The sequence below is a fragment of the Pseudomonas kitaguniensis genome (genome assembly GCF_009296165.1).
GTDB lineage: Bacteria > Pseudomonadota > Gammaproteobacteria > Pseudomonadales > Pseudomonadaceae > Aquipseudomonas > Aquipseudomonas kitaguniensis.
Genome location: NZ_VUAZ01000142.1, coordinates 16353 through 37634, shown reverse-complemented (window position 1 = coordinate 37634; position 21282 = coordinate 16353). Strand labels below are relative to the sequence as shown.

General features: G+C 60.9%; 16 protein-coding genes and 2 pseudogenes. 6 read left to right on the top strand and 12 right to left on the bottom strand.

From position 1 onward, the window contains the following. Window positions 1–157: 157 nt before the first annotated feature. Window positions 158–790, bottom strand: a complete 633-nt coding sequence (locus F0169_RS22640; RefSeq protein ID WP_122250529.1) for a TetR family transcriptional regulator — start codon at window positions 788–790, stop codon at window positions 158–160. A 265-nt stretch (window positions 791–1055) separates the two neighbouring features. Between F0169_RS22640 and F0169_RS22635 the strand changes: the two genes are divergently transcribed. From F0169_RS22635 to F0169_RS22610, 5 genes and pseudogenes are all read left to right on the top strand, one after another. Continuing rightward, entirely contained in the window at window positions 1056–2207 is a 1152-nt protein-coding gene (locus tag F0169_RS22635) for an efflux RND transporter periplasmic adaptor subunit (RefSeq protein WP_058413586.1), read from the top strand. A 3-nt stretch (window positions 2208–2210) separates the two neighbouring features. Then, the gene (locus F0169_RS22630; protein WP_058413587.1) at window positions 2211–5372 is read left to right on the top strand and encodes an efflux RND transporter permease subunit; all 3162 of its coding nucleotides are present in this window, start codon (window positions 2211–2213) and stop codon (window positions 5370–5372) included. Then, a pseudogene (adeC, locus tag F0169_RS22625) lies at window positions 5369–6825 on the top strand (AdeC/AdeK/OprM family multidrug efflux complex outer membrane factor). The gene F0169_RS22630 and the pseudogene adeC overlap by 4 nt, the downstream one beginning before the upstream one ends. A 211-nt stretch (window positions 6826–7036) precedes the next feature. Next, on the top strand, window positions 7037–8287 hold the full coding sequence (locus F0169_RS22615; protein ID WP_152747661.1) for an OprD family porin: 1251 nt from the start codon (window positions 7037–7039) through the stop codon (window positions 8285–8287). Window positions 8288–8572: 285 nt separating this feature from the next. Further along, window positions 8573–9456: pseudogene (locus F0169_RS22610) on the top strand (polysaccharide deacetylase family protein). A gap of 3 nt (window positions 9457–9459) precedes the next feature. Here the strand turns inward: F0169_RS22610 and pcaC are convergent. The 11 genes from pcaC to pcaR form a co-directional block, all read right to left on the bottom strand. After that, the gene (gene pcaC / locus F0169_RS22605) at window positions 9460–9852 is read right to left on the bottom strand and encodes a 4-carboxymuconolactone decarboxylase (protein WP_024073913.1); all 393 of its coding nucleotides are present in this window, start codon (window positions 9850–9852) and stop codon (window positions 9460–9462) included. Window positions 9853–9934: 82 nt separating this feature from the next. After that, the gene (gene pcaD, locus F0169_RS22600; RefSeq protein WP_172979521.1) at window positions 9935–10726 is read right to left on the bottom strand and encodes a 3-oxoadipate enol-lactonase; all 792 of its coding nucleotides are present in this window, start codon (window positions 10724–10726) and stop codon (window positions 9935–9937) included. 26 nt (window positions 10727–10752) lie between these two features. Continuing rightward, entirely contained in the window at window positions 10753–12117 is a 1365-nt protein-coding gene (locus F0169_RS22595; protein ID WP_152747660.1) for a 3-carboxy-cis,cis-muconate cycloisomerase, read from the bottom strand. Window positions 12118–12127: 10 nt separating this feature from the next. Further along, entirely contained in the window at window positions 12128–13423 is a 1296-nt protein-coding gene (locus F0169_RS22590) for an MFS family transporter (RefSeq protein WP_099238535.1), read from the bottom strand. 221 nt (window positions 13424–13644) lie between these two features. After that, window positions 13645–14211: a protocatechuate 3,4-dioxygenase subunit alpha gene (pcaG, locus tag F0169_RS22585; RefSeq protein ID WP_152747659.1), complete on the bottom strand. Its 567-nt coding sequence runs from the start codon at window positions 14209–14211 to the stop codon at window positions 13645–13647. A 1-nt stretch (window position 14212) separates the two neighbouring features. Continuing rightward, on the bottom strand, window positions 14213–14917 hold the full coding sequence (pcaH, locus tag F0169_RS22580; protein WP_058413595.1) for a protocatechuate 3,4-dioxygenase subunit beta: 705 nt from the start codon (window positions 14915–14917) through the stop codon (window positions 14213–14215). Window positions 14918–14934: 17 nt separating this feature from the next. Beyond that, window positions 14935–16137, bottom strand: coding sequence for a 3-oxoadipyl-CoA thiolase (gene pcaF / locus F0169_RS22575; protein WP_172979523.1), 1203 nt, complete (start codon window positions 16135–16137; stop codon window positions 14935–14937). Continuing rightward, window positions 16134–16913: a CoA-transferase subunit beta gene (locus F0169_RS22570; protein WP_122250522.1), complete on the bottom strand. Its 780-nt coding sequence runs from the start codon at window positions 16911–16913 to the stop codon at window positions 16134–16136. Before F0169_RS22570 ends, pcaF begins: the two co-directional genes overlap by 4 nt. Further along, complete coding sequence (locus tag F0169_RS22565; protein ID WP_058413598.1) at window positions 16913–17770, bottom strand: CoA transferase subunit A; 858 nt, start codon at window positions 17768–17770, stop codon at window positions 16913–16915. Before F0169_RS22565 ends, F0169_RS22570 begins: the two co-directional genes overlap by 1 nt. A 186-nt stretch (window positions 17771–17956) precedes the next feature. Then, window positions 17957–19297 (bottom strand): 4-hydroxybenzoate transporter PcaK, encoded by a 1341-nt coding sequence (pcaK, locus tag F0169_RS22560; protein ID WP_152747657.1) that lies wholly within the window; start codon window positions 19295–19297, stop codon window positions 17957–17959. 147 nt (window positions 19298–19444) lie between these two features. Continuing rightward, on the bottom strand, window positions 19445–20287 hold the full coding sequence (gene pcaR / locus F0169_RS22555; RefSeq protein WP_058413600.1) for a pca regulon transcriptional regulator PcaR: 843 nt from the start codon (window positions 20285–20287) through the stop codon (window positions 19445–19447). Window positions 20288–20838: 551 nt separating this feature from the next. Here pcaR and F0169_RS22550 point away from each other — a divergent pair. Further along, a complete protein-coding gene (locus tag F0169_RS22550; RefSeq protein ID WP_058413601.1) occupies window positions 20839–21033 on the top strand; it encodes a hypothetical protein in 195 nt (64 codons plus the stop codon). The last annotated feature ends 249 nt before the right edge of the window (window positions 21034–21282 follow it).

Below are 21282 nucleotides of genomic sequence, written 5' to 3'. Positions count from 1 at the left end.
ACACCGCTGCAACAAAACTGCTACAAAATACTTAGGCGACTACCTATCAACCGCCCGCCAGCCCGTATAAAGTCAACCCCATCCATCAGGTGAACGGAACATCGACTGTGTCTAGTCTTTACTGCTGACACAAATAGACGCAATTACGCATTTTGTCTCAATTGCGCAGCCCAGGGCTCAGGCGCAGCATGTCCAGCCCTGCGTCCACCCAGCGTTCAGCCTCCTGATGCAGTTGAAAACTCTCGGGTACCAGCAGCCATTGGCCAATCAGCCCGTTGATATAGGCGTGCATGCACACCGCAGCACGGGCTGGGTCGAGATTTTCTGGAAGTTGCCCGCGATGGACCGCGTTACGCAATGTCAGACCGATACGCAGGTTGCATTCCAGGCTGTGAGTTTGGCGCTGGCGACGCATGTCACACATTTCATCGGTGAACTCGCACTTATGAAACAAAATCTCGTTGATGCGCCGGGTTTTCGGGTCCAGAGCAACTTGATGAAACAAATGAATCAGCAGCTTACGCATGCAGCCAAGCGGGTCGACTTCATCCTCGCTCTCACTCGCCCGGGCCAATTCATCCAGGGGTTCGTGCAGCGTGTCGAGCAGTGCCTGCAACAAATCGGACTTATTGCTGAAATGCCAATAAATAGCGCCGCGCGTCACACCGGCCAACGCGGCGATGTCCGCCAGCGTGGTCCGCGCGACCCCGCGGTCATAAAAAGCCTGCTCGGCGGCGTCGAGAATCTGGCTGCGCGTTTCCTGAGCTTCCTCTTTGGTACGACGAACCATGGCAGTAAAACCTCAATCAGGACACTGTGGATGGTGCTGGACCATCATCTGAATAATTGTGGGACGACACCGTCATGGGCGCCGAACTTACTAAAATCGAGGCTTTGGGCATTGCTTTGTCTACATTGCGCAAAACCTGTCAAGAGTTTACAAACAACCATGAACGTAAGTATATTGCGTAGCAAGCTACTTATCCACTCACGGCTTGTTTTTTACCCTTCCACACTTCTTGTGCGCACTCTGCGCGCCTGACCCGAGGATCTTCATGCAACTTAAGCCAGCTGTTACCGCTCTGGTCACTGCCGTCGCCCTGGCATCGCTGCTCAGCGGATGTAAAAAGGAAGAAGCGGCTCCGCCCGCCCAAACCCCTCAGGTCGGCGTGGTCACCATTCAACCGCAAGCCTTCACCCTGACCTCCGAACTGCCGGGGCGCACCACCGCCTACCGCATTGCGGAAGTCCGGCCGCAGGTCAACGGCATCATTCTCAAGCGCCTGTTCAAAGAAGGCGCCGATGTGAAGGAAGGCCAGCAGCTTTATCAGATCGACCCGTCGGTGTATGAAGCGACCCTGAAAAGCTCACAAGCGACGCTGACCCAGACCAAATCGATTACCGACCGCTACAAGCAGTTGGTCGATGAGCAAGCCGTGAGCCGTCAGGAATACGACACCGCCGTCGCAAACCGCATGACCGCCGAAGCCAACGTTCAAACCGCTCAAATCAACGTGCGTTACACCAAGGTGTACGCGCCGATTTCCGGGCGTATTGGCCGTTCGTCGGTCACCGAAGGCGCGCTGGTCAGCAACGGCCAGACCGATTCCATGGCGGTGATCCAGCAACTGGACCCGATCTACGTCGACGTCACGCAGTCCTCCGCTGAAATGCTCAAACTGCGCCGTGACCTGGCAAGCGGCCAACTGGAGAAAGCCGGCGCCAACGCAGCCAAGGTCAAACTGACCCTGGAAGACGGCACGGACTACGGCCAGGACGGCAAGCTGGAGTTCTCTGAAGTGTCGGTCGACCAGACCACTGGCTCCGTGACCCTGCGCGCCGTGTTCCCCAACCCTGACCACACCCTGCTGCCGGGCATGTTCGTGCACGCCCAGTTGCAAGCCGGTGTGAACAGCAAGGCGATCCTGGCGCCGCAACAAGGCGTGACCCGCGACCTCAAGGGCACACCCACGGCGCTGATCGTCAACGCCGACAACAAGGTAGAACAGCGTGAACTGGTGGCCAACCGTACTTACGGCGCCTACTGGCTGGTGGAAAAAGGCTTGAACGCCGGTGACCGTGTGATCACCGAAGGCTTGCAGTACGTCAAGCCTGGCGCCCAGGTCACGGTCAAGGATGCTGCGAACGCCAAGCCTGCCGATACCGCTGCTCCTGCTGCCGCTGCCGCTCCTGGCAAAGGGGAGTAACCCATGTCGAAATTTTTTATCGACCGTCCCATTTTCGCCTGGGTAATTGCCCTGGTGATCATGCTGGTCGGGGCACTCTCGATCCTGAAGCTGCCGATCAACCAATACCCGGCCATTGCGCCAACCGCCATCGACATCCAGGTGACCTACCCAGGCGCGTCCGCACAAACCGTGCAGGACACCGTGGTACAGGTGATCGAGCAACAGCTCAACGGTATTGATAACCTGCGTTATGTTTCCTCGGACAGTAACTCCGACGGCAGCATGACCATCACCGTGACGTTCAACCAGGGTACCAACCCGGACATCGCCCAGGTTCAGGTGCAGAACAAGTTGAACCTGGCGACCCCGCTGCTGCCGCAAGAAGTGCAGCAGCAGGGCATCCGCGTGACCAAGTCGGTGAAGAACTTCCTGATGGTGATTGGTCTGGTGTCGGAAGACGGCAGCATGACCAAGGACGACCTGTCCAACTACATCGTGTCGAACATTCAGGACCCGATCTCGCGGACAGCGGGTGTAGGTGACTTCCAGGTCTTCGGTTCGCAGTACGCCATGCGTATCTGGCTCGACCCGGCCAAGCTGAACAATTACCAGCTGACGCCCGTTGATGTGAGCTCGGCGATCTCCGCGCAGAACGTGCAGGTAGCGACCGGCCAATTGGGCGGTTTGCCTGCCCTGCCCGGCACGCAGTTGAACGCCACTATCATCGGCAAGACCCGCCTGCAAACAGCCGAACAGTTCGGCAACATCCTGATGAAGGTCAATACCGACGGCTCGCAGGTTCGCCTCAAAGACGTCGCGCGTATTGAACTGGGCGGCCAGACCTACAGCATCAGCGCGCAGTTCAACGGCAACCCGGCTTCCGGTATGGCGATCAAGCTGGCCTCCGGTGCCAACGCCTTGGACACCGCCAAAGCCATTCGCGAAACCGTGAAATCGCTGGAACCGTTCTTTCCGCCAGGCATGAAGGCAGTAGTGCCGTATGACACCACGCCGGTGGTCACCGAATCGATCTCTGGTGTAGTGCACACACTGATCGAAGCGATCGTGCTGGTGTTCCTGGTGATGTTCCTGTTCCTGCAGAACTTCCGTGCCACCATCATCACCACCATGACCGTTCCGGTGGTATTGCTGGGTACATTCGGGATTCTGGCCGCGTTCGGCTTCACCATTAACACCCTGACCATGTTCGGCATGATTTTGGCCATCGGCTTGCTGGTGGACGATGCCATCGTGGTGGTGGAAAACGTCGAACGGGTAATGGCTGAGGAACACCTGTCGCCGAAAGAGGCGACGGTCAAATCCATGGGCCAGATTCAGGGCGCCCTGGTGGGTATTGCCCTGGTACTGTCGGCGGTACTGCTGCCGATGGCATTCTTCGGTGGTTCCACCGGTGTGATCTACAAACAGTTCTCCATCACCATCGTTTCGGCCATGGCGCTGTCGGTACTGGTTGCGCTGATCTTCACCCCGGCCTTGTGTGCCACCATGCTCAAGCCGATCGACCCTGAAAAACACGGCCAACCCAAGCGTGGTTTCTTCGGCTGGTTCAACCGTACCTTCGACCGTGGCGTACTCAGCTACGAGCGCGGCGTCGGCAACATGATCAAGCACAAGATCCCGGCGTTTTTGGTGTACCTGCTGATCTTCGCCGGCATGATCTGGCTGTTCATGCGGATCCCGGCGGCGTTCCTGCCCGATGAAGACCAGGGCGTGATTTTTGCCCAGGTGCAGACGCCGGTGGGTTCGACGGCTGAGCGTACGCAAAAAGTCATCGACGACATGCGTATCTACCTGCTCAATGACAAGGAAGGCGAGCCAGGTGAAGGCAAGGGCGTGAAGTCGGTCTTTACCGTGAACGGCTTTAACTTCGCCGGCCGTGGCCAGAGTTCCGGCCTGGCATTCGTGATGCTCAAGTCGTGGGATGAACGTGACGCGTCGACGTCGGTATTCGAGATTGCCAAGCGTGCGCAAGGCTACTTCATGCAGACGTTCAAGGACGCCATGGTGTTTGCCATCGTGCCGCCGTCGGTACTGGAGTTGGGTAACGCCACCGGTTTCGACGTGTTCCTGCAAGACCAGGGCGGTGTCGGCCATGACAAGCTGATGGAAGCACGTAACCAGTTCCTCGGCATGGCGTCGCAGAGCAAAATCCTCGCCGGCGTGCGCCCTAACGGGGTGAACGATGAGCCGCAGTACGAGCTCACCGTCGATGACGAAAAGGCCAGTGCGCAGGGCATTACGCTGTCGAACATCAACCAGACCCTGGCGATTGCCCTGGGTGGCAGCTACGTCAACGACTTCATCGACCGTGGTCGGGTGAAGAAGGTTTACGTGCAGGGCGAAGCCGCCAGCCGCATGTCGCCCGAAGACCTGAACAAATGGTACGTGCGCAGCGACTCCGGGAAGATGGTGCCGTTGTCGGCCATCGCCTCCGGCAAGTGGATCTTCGGCTCGCCCAAGCTCTCGCGGTATAACGGTGTAGCGGCGATGGAAATCCTCGGTACGCCGGCGCCGGGCTACAGTACCGGTGACGCCATGGCCGAAGTCGAACGTCTCGCCAAGCAATTGCCAGCGGGTGTCGGTTACGCCTGGACGGGCCTGTCGTACGAAGAACGTTTGTCCGGTTCTCAGGCGCCTGCGCTGTACGCCTTGTCGCTGTTGGTGGTGTTCCTCTGCCTGGCAGCGCTGTACGAAAGCTGGTCGATCCCGATCGCTGTCGTGTTGGTGGTGCCACTCGGGGTTGTCGGTGCGTTGATCGCTACCAGCATGCGTGGCCTGTCCAACGACGTGTTCTTCCAGGTGGGCTTGTTGGTGACGGTGGGCCTGGCGGCGAAAAACGCCATTCTGATTGTCGAGTTCGCCAAGGAGCTGCATGAGCAAGGCAAAGGCGTCGTCGAGGCGGCCATCGAGGCGTCCCGCATGCGGTTGCGGCCTATCATCATGACCTCCATGGCGTTCATCCTCGGCGTATTGCCACTGGCGATCTCGTCGGGTGCCGGCTCAGGCAGCCAACACGCAATCGGTACTGGCGTGATTGGCGGTATGATCACCGCCACCGTCCTGGCGATCTTCTGGGTGCCACTGTTCTTCGCAACCGTGTCGTCGATTGGCGCGCGTAAAAAGACGGTGACTACTGAAACTCCTAAAGAGGCTGGCCAATGAGCAAGTCGCTACTTTCCCTAGCCGTCACCGCCTTCGTGCTCAGTGGCTGCTCGCTGATACCTGACTATCAGCGCCCCGAGGCGCCGGTGGCTGCCCAGTTCCCGCAGGGGCCGGCGTATTCGTCGGCCCAGGCGCCGGGCCAGGCCGCTGCCGAACAGGGCTGGAAGCAGTTTTTCCATGACCCTGCCCTGCAACAGCTGATCCAGACCGCACTGGTGAACAACCGTGACCTGCGTGTTGCGGCCTTGAACATCGACGCTTACGCGGCGCAATACCAGATCCAGCGCGCCGACCTGTTCCCGCAGTCTCGGCCACCGGCAGCGGCACCCGTTCGCGCACCCCGGCCAGGCTGTCGCAGACCGGCGAAGCAACTATCGGTAGCCAATATTCGGCCGGTTTGGGGATCAGCTCGTATGAGCTGGACCTGTTCGGCCGCGTGCGCAGCCTGAGTGAAGAAGCGCTGCAAAAGTACTTCGCCACTGAAGAAGCGCGTCGCAGCACCCAGATCAGCCTGGTGGCCAGTGTGGCCAACGCCTACCTGACCTGGCAGGCCGACAAGGAACTGCTCAAGCTGACCCAAGACACCTTGGGCGCCTACGAGCAGAGCTTCAAACTGACCTCGCGCAGCAACGAAGTCGGCGTGGCCTCGGCCCTCGACCTCAGCCAGGCGCGTACCTCGGTAGAAAACGCCCGCGTGGCACTGGCGCGTTATACGCGCCAGGTGGCGCAGGACGAAAACAGCCTGACGCTGCTGCTGGGTACCGGCCTGCCGGCGAATATCGCCAGCAAGCCGCTGGCCGATGACCTGCTCAGCGAAGTCCCTGCCGGGTTGCCTTCGGACCTGCTGCAACGTCGTCCCGACATTGTGCAGGCCGAGTACAACCTCAAAGCCGCCAACGCCAATATCGGCGCAGCGCGTGCAGCGTTCTTCCCGAGCATCAGCCTGACTGCCAGCGCCGGTACTGCCAGCCCAAACCTGGGCGGCCTGTTCAAAGGCGGTTCGGGTACCTGGTCGTTTGCTCCGCAGATCAACATCCCGATCTTCAATGCCGGTAGCCTGCGCGCAAGCCTGGACTACTCGAAGATCCAGAAAGAGATCAACGTGGCGAACTACGAGAAGGCGATCCAGACCGGCTTCCAGGAAGTTTCCGACGGTCTCGCCGCGCGTGAAACCTACAAGCAGCAGCTGGACGCCCAGCGCGGCTTCGTCGCAGCCAACCAGGATTACTACCGCCTGGCCGAGCGCCGCTACCGCATTGGTGTCGACAGCAACCTGACGTTCCTCGACGCCCAGCGCCAACTGTTCAGTGCCCAGCAATCGCTGATCACCGACCGCCTGGCGCAGTTGACCGCAGAGGTCAACCTGTACAAGGCCCTCGGCGGTGGCTGGAACGAGCAGACCACGCAGCACGAGCCGTTGAAAGAACAGGCTCCGCCGCTGAAGTTGTTCTGATCGCAAGCCTGTAAAACAAACCGCTTCCCTCACCGGAAGCGGTTTTTTTATGCGCGCTGATTACCGAAACACCTGAAGCTGTTGGGCCGAGCGCAGCACAAATTCGTTCGATCATCGCCCACAACCCGCCCTGCCCCACTTTCATCGCGCCTGCAGCGCCGCGCACCATGGCCCGCACCTGCATAACCCCAATAACAATAGGTTCAACGCCATGAACACCTTGCACCCGCGCCAACTGTTGCTGGCCACCGCCGTCGCCAGTTTTGCCTTGCCCGTCATTGCCGAAGAACACGGCTTTCTCGAAGACGCCAGCGCCACTCTCAACCTGCGCAATTTCTTCTTCAACCGCAATTACACCAACCCGACCAAGGCCCAGGGCGGCGCGCAGGAGTGGACGCAAAGTTTCATCCTGGATGCCAAGTCCGGTTTTACTCAGGGCACGCTAGGGTTCGGTGTGGATGTGCTGGGCCTGTATTCGTTGAAGCTCGATGGCGGGCGCGGCACGGGCGGTACACAGTTACTGCCGCTGGACCACGACGGCCGCCCTGCCGATGAGTTCGGGCGCTTGGGCGTGGCGTTCAAGGCGCGTATTTCCAAGACCGAAGTCAAGGTCGGCGAATGGATGCCGGTGCTGCCCATTCTGCGTTCGGACGATGGCCGCTCCTTGCCGCAAACCCTGCGCGGCGGGCAAATCACCTCCAGGGAAATTGCCGGCCTGACCCTTTATGGCGGTCAGTTTCGCGCCAACAGCCCACGCGACGACAGCAGCATGAACGAGCTGTCGATGTTCGGTAAACCCGCGTTTACCTCCGACCGCTTTAACTTCCAGGGTGGCGAATACGCGTTCAACGACAAGCGCACCCAAATCGGCTTGTGGAATGCCCAGCTCAAGGACATCTACCGCCAGCAGTTCGTCAACCTGATCCACAGCCAGCCCGCGGGCGACTGGACCTTGGGTGCCAACCTCGGGTTCTTCTACGGCAAGGACGACGGCAGCGCCCGCGCCAGCAGCCTGGACAACAAGACCTGGTCCGGCCTGTTTTCCGCCAAATACGGCGGCAACACCTTCTATGTCGGCCTGCAAAAGCTCACCGGCAACAGCGCGTGGATGCGCGTTAATGGCACCAGCGGCGGCACCTTGGCCAACGACAGTTACAATTCCAGCTACGACAACGCCGAGGAAAAATCCTGGCAAGTGCGCCACGACTACAACTTTGCCGCACTGGGCATCCCCGGCCTGACGCTGATGAACCGCTATATCAGCGGCAGCAACGTGCACACGGGCACCGTCACCGACGGCAAGGAATGGGGCCGCGAGAGTGAATTGGGCTACACGGTGCAGAGCGGCGCGCTGAAGAATTTAACCGTGCGCTTGCGCAATTCGAGCATGCGCCGCGACTACAGCAACAATGAATTCGATGAAAACCGCTTGATCCTCAGCTACCCCGTCAGCCTGCTGTAAACGGCCAGATCAACAGCGCTTTTGTGGCAGCGGGCTTGCTCGCGATGGCATCAACCCGGTGTGCCTGATGGGCCAAGGTGCCCGCATCGCGAGCACGCCCGCTGCCACAGTTGAACGCGTTCGGTTTGGGATAAAGCCCAGCAACAAACCTAAACCTGCGCCTTTAAGACTATCGGCACGTTTTAGCCGTGAAGGCGGGCACGATCATGCTGTATTGTTCTCGCGCCTTTCGGTCGGCGCAGGGAGCTCATCGACGCGGATCAACCTTTCTTAGCCCAGGCCGCCATGAACTACCTCATTGTCATTCTGTCGATCCTGCTCAGCGGCTGCATCGGCGCGCCCATCGCCCTGACAGCGCAGACCGAACAACGCCTGCAGGCCCAAGCGCCGATCCGGTTTCTATTGACCTTCGATGACGGCCCCAGCGCGTCAGGCTACAACAACCCAACACGTTCGGTGGTCGCCGACCTGGCGCACAACCCGGTATTGCCGGGCATCAAGGCGGTGTTCTTCGTGCAGACTGAAGGCTCGCGTTCCGGCGGCAGCCCTCGCGGCCAAAAGACCCTGCAGCGTGAATACGCCGCTGGCCATATCCTCGCCTTCCACACCGCCACGGCGTTTCACACCAACCACCGCTGGCTGAATGACGCCGAGCTGGAACGCACGCTCACCGTGGGTGCAGCGCATATTGCCGCGATCACCGGCACCTCGCCTGTGCTGGTGCGCCCACCCTTCTGGAACTACGACAAGCGCACCTTCGCCGCTTACCGGCGCCACGGCATGCAGGTGCTGCTCACCGACCTGAGTGCGAATGACGGCAAAATCTGGGGTTTCAACGGCAGCCCGCGGCGCCGCGCCAATTTGTATCGGCAACTGTCGGTGGTCCGCGAGCACATCGCGCTGGGCGAGTTGCCGACGGTGGATGGCGTGATACCGGTGGTGGTGACCTTCCACGACATCAACCGCTACACCGCGCGGCATTTACAGGAATACCTGCAAATCCTGATGGACAGCGCCCGCATCAACGGCATTAAAACCGCCACCGAACCGTTCTACACCGACCACGCCGCACTGGAGCGCGCGCGCTGGCGCGCACGGTGAAGGATGTGAATGAGCCGGTGCATCTGCCGGGTGTGTGGAACTGGGTGTGGGATGCCGATTCGCGCTAAGCCCTATTCGCGAGACTCAACACCCAGCTCATCCCACACTGACTCGGCGAGGTGAAACGTCGCGTTCGCCGCCGGAATCCCGCAGTAAATCGCGCTTTGCATCAGCACTTCCTTGATCTCGGCGCGGGTTACGCCATTGCTGGCGGCCGCACGCAGGTGCAGCTTGAGTTCTTCGCTGCGGTTCATCCCGATCAGCATGGCGATGGTGATCAGGCTGCGGGTATGCCGAGGCAGGCCGGGGCGGGTCCAGATGTCACCCCAGGCGTGGCGGGTGATCATTTCCTGAAACTCGCTATTGAACTCGGTCAGGGCATTCAGGCTGCGGTCGACATGCGCGTCGCCCAGCACTTCGCGGCGCACTTGCAGGCCGTCGGCATAACGTTGTTTCTCGTCCACAAAAACTCCTTAACAAACCGGGCAACAAAAAAACCGGAACAACCTTGTGGCGAGCAAGCCCCTCGCCACAGGTTCAGGCGGGTCAACGCGCCAGCAAAAATTCCAGCACGCGCTGGCTGAACGCAGCGCCGGCCTGGACGCTCGACAAGTGCGCCGCATAAAACTCAGCGTACTCGGCGCCCTGCACTTGAGCCTGAATAAGGTGGCTACCGGCGGGCGGCGTGACCGCGTCTTCACTGCCGGCGATCACCAGGGTCGGCGCTTTGATCGATGACAATTGCTCGCGGAAATCCGCGTCGCGTACCGCTGCGCAGTTGGCCGCATAGCCTTGGGGATTTGTGGCCGCGAGCATGTCGGTAATCTGCTTGGCCTGATGCGGATTCGCCGCAGCGAAATCGGCGGTAAACCAGCGCGCAATCGACGCATCGCGCAGGGCGACCATGGCGGCCGCGCCGTCGCGCAACACCGTTTCAATGCGTGGGTTCCAGACCTCGGGCGTGCCGATTTTGGCAGCGCTGTTGCAGATCACCAGCCGGTGCAGGCGCTCACCCGCGTTGATGCCCAGCCATTGGCCGATCAAGCCGCCCATGGACAGCCCGCAAAAATGCGCACGCTGAATGCCCAAGGCATCCAACAGCGCGATCACGTCATGCCCGAGTTGCTCAATGCTGTACGGCCCCTCGGTCACCAAGGATTTGCCGTGGCCACGGGTGTCGAACCGCAGCACGCGAAAATGCTCGGTGAAGGCCGGGATCTGGATGTCCCACATATGCAAGTCAGTGCCCAACGAGTTGGACAGCACCAACACTGGCGCATCCACAGGCCCATTCAGTTGGTAGTGCAGTTCGCCCTCGGCGAGTTGTATAAATGCCACAGCGGTCTCCTTTTGGCGTCAGGCAGTCAGGCGGTCAATGCAAAGTGTTCGGCCACCGCGCGAGTGACCCACGTACGCGCCTGGCCCAAATAGTGGGCCGGGTCCAGCAGGCGGTCCAGGTCAGCCGGCGACAGCTCGGCACACACCTGCGGCTCGTCCGCCAGTACCGCGCGCAGATGCCGCCCTTCTGCGACCGCACGCTTGCAGCACTGTTCCAACAGATGGTGCGCGGTTTCGCGGCCCAGGCGTTGGGCAAGCACGATGCTGACGGCTTCGGCCTGCACCAGGCCTTGGGTCAAATCAAGGTTGTGTGCCATGCGCTCGGGGTCGACTTCCAGGCCTTCACTCACCAGCAACGCCTGGTGCAAGGCGCCGGACACCAGCCGGCAAATCTGCGGCAGGGTTTCCCATTCGGCATGCCACAGGCCCAGGCTGCGCTCGTGCTCCTGGGGCATGGCGCTGAACATCGTGGCGACCAGGCCCGGCACACGCGTGGCGGCGCTGATCAACACGGCGGCGCCCACCGGGTTGCGTTTGTGCGGCATGGTCGAGGAACCGCCTTTGCCCGGTGCTGACGGCTCAAAGACTTCCGCCGCTTCGGTCTGCATCAGCAGGCTTATATCGCGGCCGACTTTGCCCAAGCTGCCGGCGATCAAGCCAAGCACGCTGGCGAACTCCACCAACCGATCACGCTGGGTGTGCCAGGGTTGCTCGGGCATACCCAGTTGCAGCTCCGCCGCCAGCGCCTCAGCCACCCGCATCGCCTGTTCGCCGAGCGCTGCGAGGGTTCCGGACGCACCGCCAAATTGCACGACCAGCACGCGTGGCTTCAGCTCGGCCAGGCGCTGGCGGCTGCGCGTCACGGCCCCCAGCCAACCGGCGATTTTCATCCCCAAGGTGACCGGCGTGGCGTGCTGCAACCACGTGCGACCAGCCAGTGGCACGCTCGCATAACGCTGGGCCTGCGCCGCAAGTACGTCGCCCAATTGCGCCAGGTCAGTGTCGATCAGTTCAATCGCGCGCCGCAGTTGCAGAACAAGGCCAGTGTCCATCACATCCTGGCTGGTGGCGCCCACATGCACGTAGCGCTCGGCGTCGACGTCTTCACTGGCAATCAGCTTGCCGAGCGCCTTCACCAGTGGAATCGCCGAGTTGCCGGCCGTGGCAATCGCCTCGCCAAGCGCATCCACGTCGTACAAAGACGCAAGGCAGGCTTGGGCGATCGGTGCGACGGAGGCCTGCGGGATCAACCCGACCTTGGCCTCGGCACGCGCCAGCGCGGCCTCGAAATCCAGCATGCCCTGCAGGCGCCCTTGGTCGCAGAACACTTCGGCCATGCTGTCAGCCGTGAAGTAAGCGTCGAACAGCTGATTGCTCGTGCGCAGCGTCATAACTCATCCCTTACAGATCGTGGTGCAAATAAGCCGCCTGCTTGGGCAGGCGCAAACTGAACAGGAACGCCACCGCCATCATCGCCGTGACGTACCAGTAAAAGGTGTTTTCCATGCCCAGGGATTTAAGGCCCAACGCCACATATTCCGCCGAGCCGCCAAAAATCGCATTGGCCACCGCGTACGCCAGGCCCACACCGAGTGCGCGCACTTGCGGCGGGAACATTTCCGCCTTCACCAAGCCGCTGATCGAGGTGTAGAAACTGACGATGGCCAACGCCAGGGTGATCAGCACAAAGGCCAGGAACGGGCTGCTGACGGTTTTCAGGCTGAGCAAAATCGGCACCGTGCACAGGGTGCCCAGCGCGCCGAACCACAGCATCGAGTTACGTCGGCCGATCTTGTCCGCCAGCATGCCGAACAGCGGTTGCATGCACATGTAGAGGAACAGCGCGCCGGTCATGATGTAGCTGGCGGTCTTGGCGTGCATCCCGGCGGTGTTCACCAGGTATTTCTGCATGTAGGTGGTAAACGTGTAAAAAATCAGCGAGCCGCCGGCGGTGTAGCCGAGCACGGTGATGAACGCTGTCTTGTGGTCACGGAACAGCGCGGCAATGCTGCCGGCGTCCTTGTCCTGGCGCGTTTCCTTGCTGGTGGTTTCCTTCAGGGTACGGCGCAGCAACAGCGAGATCACCGCCGCAATCGCACCGATCACGAACGGAATCCGCCAGCCCCAGGCGCGCAGTTCGTCTTCGCTGAGAAACTGTTGCAGGATCACGACCACCAGCACCGCCAGCAACTGGCCGCCGATCAGGGTGACGTATTGGAACGAGGCGAAGAAGCCGCGCTGGCCCTTGAGCGCGACTTCGCTCATGTAGGTGGCGGTGGTGCCGTATTCGCCGCCCACCGACAGGCCTTGGAACAAGCGCGCGGCCAGCAGCAAGGCCGGTGCCCAGGCGCCAATGTCTTTGTAGGTTGGCAAAAAGGCGATGACCAGGGACCCGGCGCACATCATCAGCACCGAGATCATCATCGAGTTTTTGCGCCCGTGCTTGTCGGCCACCCGGCCAAACAGCCAGCCGCCGATAGGCCGCATCAAGAAACCGGCGGCGAACACACCGGCGGTGTTGAGCAGTTGCACCGTAGGGTTGTCCGACGGGAAAAATGCCGGGGCGAAGTAAATCGCGCAGAACGCGTAGACGTAGAAGTCGAACCATTCGACGAGGTTGCCGGAGGACGCACCGACAATCGCAAAAATTCGTTTTCGGCGCTCTTCTCCGGTGTAGTGACTGGTTGTTGTTGTCATTTTTTTTACTCTGAGGGAACGGTTATAGCCTAGACATACTTTGCAACAACCACGTTCCGCAAGCAGACTTTTGGCTATGGGTTGCCTGAGAGGGCCTCATCGGGAGCAAGCCCCCTCCCACATTTTGACCTGCTCACATTCACCAGGCCTTCCTGCGTGTGGAGCTGGGAATGCATTCAAATGTGGGAGGGGGCTTGCTCCCGATGCGATCTCAAGCCAACTCAATAGTCGAAAAACACGGTCTCCTCGTCTGTGCCCTGCAACACCACATCCCACTGGTGCACACCTGCCGCATCCTGCCGGGCAATCAAGGTGCTGCGCCGCGCTGCCGGTACACACGCCAGCAATGGGTCATCACCATTCAACGCCTCACCGTCGAAATAAATCCGCGTCAGCAAGTGTTTCACCAGCCCACGGGCAAACACCAACACCACCAGGTGCGGCGCCTGAGTCGTGCCTTTCAAACCCGGCACGCTGCCCGGCTTGATCGTGGTAAAGCGAAAACGCCCTTCGGCGTCCACCGGCACCCGGCCGAAGCCTTCGAAGTTCGGGTCACAGGCTTTGTCTTGCTCGTCTTCAGGGTGGTCGTACTTGCCGGCGGCATTCGCCTGCCAGACTTCGAGCATCGCGTCGTTGACGACATCACCGTTGCCGTCGCGCACTTGCCCGCTGATCGCTACGCGCTCACCGAGGGTCGCCGGTACGGTCAGGTCTTCGCGGTTCAGCCAGGTCAGGCCGATGTGGTAATACGGCCCAACGGTGTGGGACGTGGTCGCATTAAGGGTCATCTCACTTCTCCATCGGCGTGGCGTCGCGGCCGCGCAGGACGATGTCCCAGCGGTAGCCGAGGGCATAGGAAGGAATGGTTTTTTCCAGGTCGAAGCGCGCGATCAGGCGCTGCTTGGCCGAGGTGTCCGGTACGCAGTTATAGATCGGGTCGTATTCCAGCAGCGGGTCGCCGGGAAAATACATCTGCGTGACCAAGCGCGTCAGCACACTCGGGCCGAACAGCGAAAAATGGATATGCGCCGGGCGCCACGCGTTGTGGTGGTTGCCCCACGGGTAGGCGCCGGGCTTGATGGTCTGGAATTGATACCAACCGTCGGCGTCGGTGACGGTGCGGCCGGTGCCGGTAAAATTCGGGTCCAGCGGCGCATCGTGCAGGTCGCGCTGGTGGTTGTAGCGACCGGCGGCGTTGGCCTGCCAGATCTCCACCAGAATACCCGGCAGCGGCAGGCCGTTTTCATCCAGCACACGACCATGAATGATGATGCGCTCGCCCTGCGGCTCGCCTTCGTGCTGGGCCGTCAGGTCGTTGTCTTTATCGGCAATCCGCTCGGCGCCGATGCTCGGGCCGGTGATTTCCGACAACGAATGCGGCAGAAACACCAACGGCTGGGACGGCGAACGCAGGTTCGTCGACTGGTAGGCCGGGTGCAGGTAATCAGGTTGAGTGCCCGCTTGCGGGCGCCGGTATCCGGGCTTGTCACTCATGCAGCAATCCTCTCTTGTTAGATCCGTTCAATCGCCAAGGCCAAGCCTTGGCCGACGCCCACACACATCGTCGCCAGGCCTTTGCGGCCGCCGGTTTTTTCCAACTGATGCAGAGCTGTCAACACCAGCCTCGCGCCGCTCATGCCCAACGGATGGCCGAGGGCGATAGCACCGCCGTTCGGATTGACCTGCGGCGCATCATCGGCGATGCCCAGCTCGCGCAGCACCGCCAGGCCTTGGCTGGCGAATGCTTCGTTGAGTTCGATCACATCAAAGTCACTGATCGCCAAGCCCAGGCGCTCCACCAATTTGCGTACCGCCGGCACCGGGCCAATCCCCATTACCCGCGGTGCGACAGCGGCGCTGGCCATGCCCAACACGCGGGCGCGGGCGGTCAGGCCATGTTTTTTTACCGCGTCGGCAGACGCCAGAATCAACGCCGCCGCGCCGTCGTTCACACCGGAGGCATTGCCGGCGGTCACCGTTTTGTCCGCGCCGTTCACCGGTTTGAGTTTGCTCAGGGCCTCCAGTGTGGTGTCTCTTGGGTGCTCATCCTGATCGACCAGTGTTTCGCCTTTTTTATGCGCCACCCGTACCGGCACGATCTCTTCGGCGAAGAACCCGGCGGCTTGCGCAGCGGCGGTGCGTTGCTGGCTGCGCAGGGCAAAAGCGTCCTGGTCGGCGCGCGACACCTTGAAGTCATCGGCGACGTTATCGGCGGTCTGCGGCATGGCGTCCACACCGTATTGGGCTTTCATCAACGGGTTGATAAAACGCCAGCCGATGGTGGTGTCTTCCAGCTTCATGTTGCGTGAAAACGCCGCGTCGGCTTTGCCCATAACGAACGGCGCGCGGGACATCGACTCGACGCCACCGGCAATCGCCAGCTCCATTTCGCCGCTGGCGATGGCGCGAAACGCAGTGCCGATGGCGTCCATGCCCGAAGCGCACAAACGGTTGAGGGTCACACCCGGCACGCTTTCCGGCAGGCCGGCGAGCAACAGCGCCATGCGTGCGACGTTGCGGTTGTCTTCACCGGCCTGGTTGGCGCAGCCGAGGAACACTTCGTCGACTGCCTGCCAATCCACCGAGGGGTTGCGCTCGATCAATGCCTTGATCGGCAGGGCCGCCAAGTCATCGGCGCGTACGCTGCAGAGGCCACCGCCAAAGCGGCCGATGGGCGTGCGAATCGCATCACAGATAAATACCTCGCGCATCAGGCTTCTCCGGGGGCTTGGCCATGGGCGGCGGCAGTGCGTGCTTCAAGATCACGCAGGGCCGTCAGTTCGATGTCGGTGGGCTCGGCCGTGGTGGTCAGTTGCTCGGCAAAACGAATCGCCCAACCGGTGGCCGCCACCACTTGCTCGCGTGTAACGCCTGGGTGCAGCGCGGTGACGACGAACTCATGAGTGCCCTCTTCCGGCTCCATGATGCACAGGTCGGTAATAATCCCTACGGGACCTGCACCCGGCAGGCCCAGGCGTTTGCGTGAATCGCCGCCTTCGCCGTGGCCGACGGAGGTGATGAAGTCCAGCTTGTCGACAAACGAGCGCGACGATTGCTTGAGAATAATCAGCACGCTCTTGGCGGAACCGGCGATCTCCGGTGCGCCGCCGGCACCCGGCAAGCGCACTTTAGGCTGGTGATAATCGCCGACCACGGTGGTGTTGATATTGCCGAAACGGTCGACTTGAGCGGCGCCGAGAAACCCCACATCGATGCGCCCGCCTTGCAGCCAGTAGCGAAAAATCTCGCCGGTGGGCACGACGGTGTCAGCGGTTTCCGCCAATTCGCCGTCGCCGATGGACAGCGGCAGCACCGAGGGCTTGGCGCCAATCGGGCCAGACTCGTAGATCAACACCACGTCCGGCGACGAGGTCAGGCGCGCGAGGTTGGCGGCTTTGGACGGCAGGCCGATGCCGACGAAGCACACCGCGCCGTTTTTGAGGCGGCGCGCGGCGGCCACGGTCATCATTTCATTGGTCGAATAAGCCATTACTGGGCCTCCTGCGCGGCGGCCAGCTTGGCCTGGAATTCACTGAAGTCGGCGGTGCCGTGGATGTACTCGTCGATCCAGGCGGTAAAGGTCTCACGGTCACGAGCGATCGGGTCCCACGCCTGGTAGAAGCGGTTATCGCGCTCGTTGTAACCGTGTGCGTAGGACGGGTGCGCGCCGCCGGGCACATGGCACACCGCAGTCAAGGCCCACGTCGGCAGCACGCAACTGTTCATCGGCGCGTTGAGGTCGTCGACGATTTCTTCGACGGTGACGATGCAACGCTTGGCGGCCAATGCCGCTTCCTTCTGCACCCCCAGAATGCCCCAGAGCAACACGTTGCCCTTGCGGTCGGCCTTTTGCGCGTGGATCACGCTGATGTCCGGGCGCACCGAGGGCACCGCCGCGAGCACTTCGCCGGTGAACGGGCAGGTCACGGTTTTGATCAGCGGGTTGACCTTCGGCAGGTCGGAGCCTGCGTAGGCCCGCAGCACCGCGAATGGCAGGCCCGAAGCGCCGGCGACGTAGGCATTGGCAAGGTCGGCGTGGCTGTGTTCTTCGATTTCCAGCGGCTGCGGCCACTGCTTCTCGACCGCGTCGCGCAGGCGATGCAAGGAGCCGACGCCCGGGTTGCCGCCCCACGAGAAAATCAGCTTGCGGGCGCACCCGGCACCGATCAACTGGTCGTAGATCAGGTCAGGCGTCATACGCACCAGCGTCAGGTCTTTCTTGCCCTGACGAATGATTTCATGACCCGCTGCCGTAGGGATCAAATGGGTGAAGCCTTCGAGTGCGACGGTATCGCCGTCGTTCACCAATTGCTTCACCGCGTCACGCAGCGCAAGAATTTCAGCCATGGGGTTCGGGCTCCCGGTGTGGATCGAAAAAGGCGCTGAGGTGGCGCCGAAGTGAACCAAGGTTAAGCCGGGCAAATGGGCCAAACAATCCGATAATCGACTCAGCGTTCGATTATCGAACGGATAATCCTCGGTGCGAATCTGGTTTAAATGCGCGAGGGAGCAAGCCCTCTCCCGCACCAGCCCTCAGGTGGCGTCGGCGTGGCTGACCATGCCTTTGATCACAACCGCTGCAGTGGCCAGCGCTGCCGGCACCACCAGCGCGGTCAGCACCTGTTCAAAGTTCCAGCCGAGGCCAAGCAAGGTCGCGCCCATCCAGGCGCCGAGGATGGCGCCGAAGCGGCCGATGCCGAGCATCCACGACACGCCAGTGGCGCGGCCCTGGGTCGGGTAAAAACGCGCAGCAAGGGACGGCATCGCCGACTGCGCACCGTTGACGCACATGCCGGCGATCAGCACCAGCGTCGCGAGCACGGTGATATTGCCCAGGCTCTGCCCGACCGCGTAGGCAAATACCCCGGCCAACAGGTAAAAAGTGCCGATGACCTTGTGCGGATTGAAACGGTCCATGGCCCAGCCCACGCCGACGGCGCTTAACACGCCGCCCAACTGGAACAATGCGCCGATAAACGCGGCCTGCTGCATGCTCGCGCCGCTGTCACGCATCAGGGTCGGCAGCCAACTGGTCAGCAGGTAAACAATCACCAGGCCCATGAAATAGGTGAGCCACAACAACAAGGTGCCGGCGCTGTAGGTGCCGGAGAAAATCACCGCGAACACGTTGCGCGCCTTGACGGTCGTTTGCTCGGGCACGCTGAAACTGCTGGCTTGGGCAACGCTGACGGGCTCGATGGGCGACAGCGCATTGCGCACTTTGTCGGTGCCACGATTGCGCACCACCAGGTAACGCGCCGACTCCGGCAACCACACCAGCAATACCACCGCCAGCATCAACGGCAGAATGCCGCCGATCAGCAGCAAGCTATGCCAGCCGAACGCCGGGATCAGCTTGGCCGAGATAAACCCGCCACCGGCCATGCCCAGGTTGAAGCCGCAGAACATGCTGGTCACCAGCAACGACTTGTGGCGCTCAGGGGTGTATTCGGACAGCAGTGTGGTGGCGTTGGGCATACCGGCGCCCAGGCCCAGCCCGGTGAGGAAGCGCAACACCAGCAACTGGTCAACATTAGCGCTGTAGGCCGACGCCAGGCTGAAGGCACCAAACACCAGCACCGCGCCCACCAACACCACTTTGCGACCGAACCGGTCGGCCAGCGGGCCAGAGCCGAGTGCGCCGAAAACCATGCCGATCAACGCGGCGCTCATCACCGGGCCGAGGCTGGCGCGATCGATGCCCCAATCCTGCGACAGCGCGGGCGCGATAAAGCCCATGGCAGCGGTGTCGAGGCCATCGAGAAAAACGATCAGGAAACACAGAATAACCACGCGCCACTGGTAGCGTGACAGCGGCTGGGCATTGATAAAGGACTGTACGTCCAGGTTAGTACCGACAGAGGGCTGACTCATTATTGTTATTTCCACACCGATGGGCGGGCCAACGACTTGAAGTCGTCATTATTATTGGGGCAACGCTGATAGCGCTGCCGCACCTTAATAAGCCAGGCGGAACATCGTCAATTGATCACGCGTGGATCTGTGCGGTCACCGAACAGCTTAGGCAAACAGTTGCGCACTCAGCTCGCGACTGGCACTGAGCATGCTCGGCAGGAAACGTTGCTCCAATTCGCTGCGGCTGACCCTGGCGGCGTGAGTGCTGACGTTGAGCGCGGCGAGCACTTGGCCGGAGGCGTCGTACACCGGCACCGCGATGGAACGCAGGCCTTGTTCGAGTTCCTGATCGACCACGCACCAGCCCTGCTGACGCACTTGTTGCAGGCACTCGAACAGCGCTTGGGGCGTGGTCAACGTGCGGCTGGTCTTGGTCGGCAGGTCAGCGTGGTCAAGGTAGTCCTGCAGCGAGGCGTCATCCAGCGCCGCCAGCAGGATACGGCCCATGGACGTGCAATACGCCGGCAACCGCCCGCCTACCGACAAGTCCACCGAAATCAGGCGCTGGGTGGTGGCTGAACGGGCGATATACAAGATGTCATCGCCCTCCAGGGTCGCCATGTTGCAGGCTTCGTGCAGTTGCTCACTCATGCGGTCCAGATACGGCTGGGCCGATACGGCCAATGGCGTGGACGATAAATAGGCGTGCCCCAGCGTCAGCACCTTGGGCAACAACGAATAGGTGCGCCCGTCGGTGGTTGCGTAGCCGAGTTTGATCAAGGTATGCAGGCAACGTCGTACGGCGGCGCGGGGGATTTCGGTGCGGTGGCTGATCTGCGCGATGGTCAGGTGCCGCTTGCGTTCCTGGAACGCCTGCACCACGGCCAGGCCACGCGCCAGAGAAGTCATGAAGTCCGGGTCACCGGTAAACGCCTGGATGCGCTTGGCCGGTGACGCCACGATCGGCGGCGCTACTGACGCGAAGGAGTTGCGCAATTGATCGTTCATTCAGGGGTTCCTTTCTCTTGTTTTCAACCGCCGGGAGGGTTGGCCGCTATTACAAGCCGCGCAGGTCGGGATGTACAAGGCGCGGGCCTGCGACATTGGGCGATTATCGGACGATCAGTCGATTATCGCAATTTACCGCCCACAGCCAAGTTTTAGAATTGCCTGATGGCGCTATAAACTTTATGCACTCACGCGCACATTTAGAAAGTCGACGGAACTTGTGCCAGCGCTCTGCGTAACTACTTGCTTCTGTATGTAACAAAACCCTCACGCGAGATTGACGTTTTTTAAGTTAATCATGATAGTGTTATTCAAATGCGCCGCTATAATGCAGCGTGTGCAGAGGTCAGCCCGGTATGATTATCGGGAGTGGAGCTCGCCAGACGTGCAAACGGCCGGCATGTCAGTCACAAGCATTCGATTAAACGACATGACCTTTTGGCCCTGCTTCCAAACTTGAACGGCTACAGCGTTCAACTTGAAATGCCCCGAGGGCGACTTTCAGGCATGACGCTGCACATCAAATACACTCAACTGAATTAGGTAATACTGTGACGAAAGACGAACTGCGCGCGGAACTTGAGCGCCAGGAGCAACGTTACAAGGACGTTTACGGCGGGGAAGTCACCACCTACGCCGCTCAGCCAGAGCCCGAGCGCAAGCCTTGGCGCAAGCGAGCCAGCTTGCTCGACCAGGCCTTTGCCCAGGAAATCCAAAAAATCGAGCAGGAACTCAAGACCGACTAATCCTCAACACGCGGGTTCGGCATGCGGTTTTGCAACCACTGCTGGCGCGTTGCCAGCAGGGTTCTCTAAACACCCTACCGCCCCAAGCGAAATTTCGTACAAATGTTTCAAACGTCACAATTGCGTCATAAAACCTCGCCTTTCTGGCGCTGTGCTTTATAAATCAAAGACTTGCCAACCCCCCGAAAACGTTGGGATGCGGCCCTTTTGTCACGTTTTTTTCAGTGAAGATTGTTACCGATGAGCAGC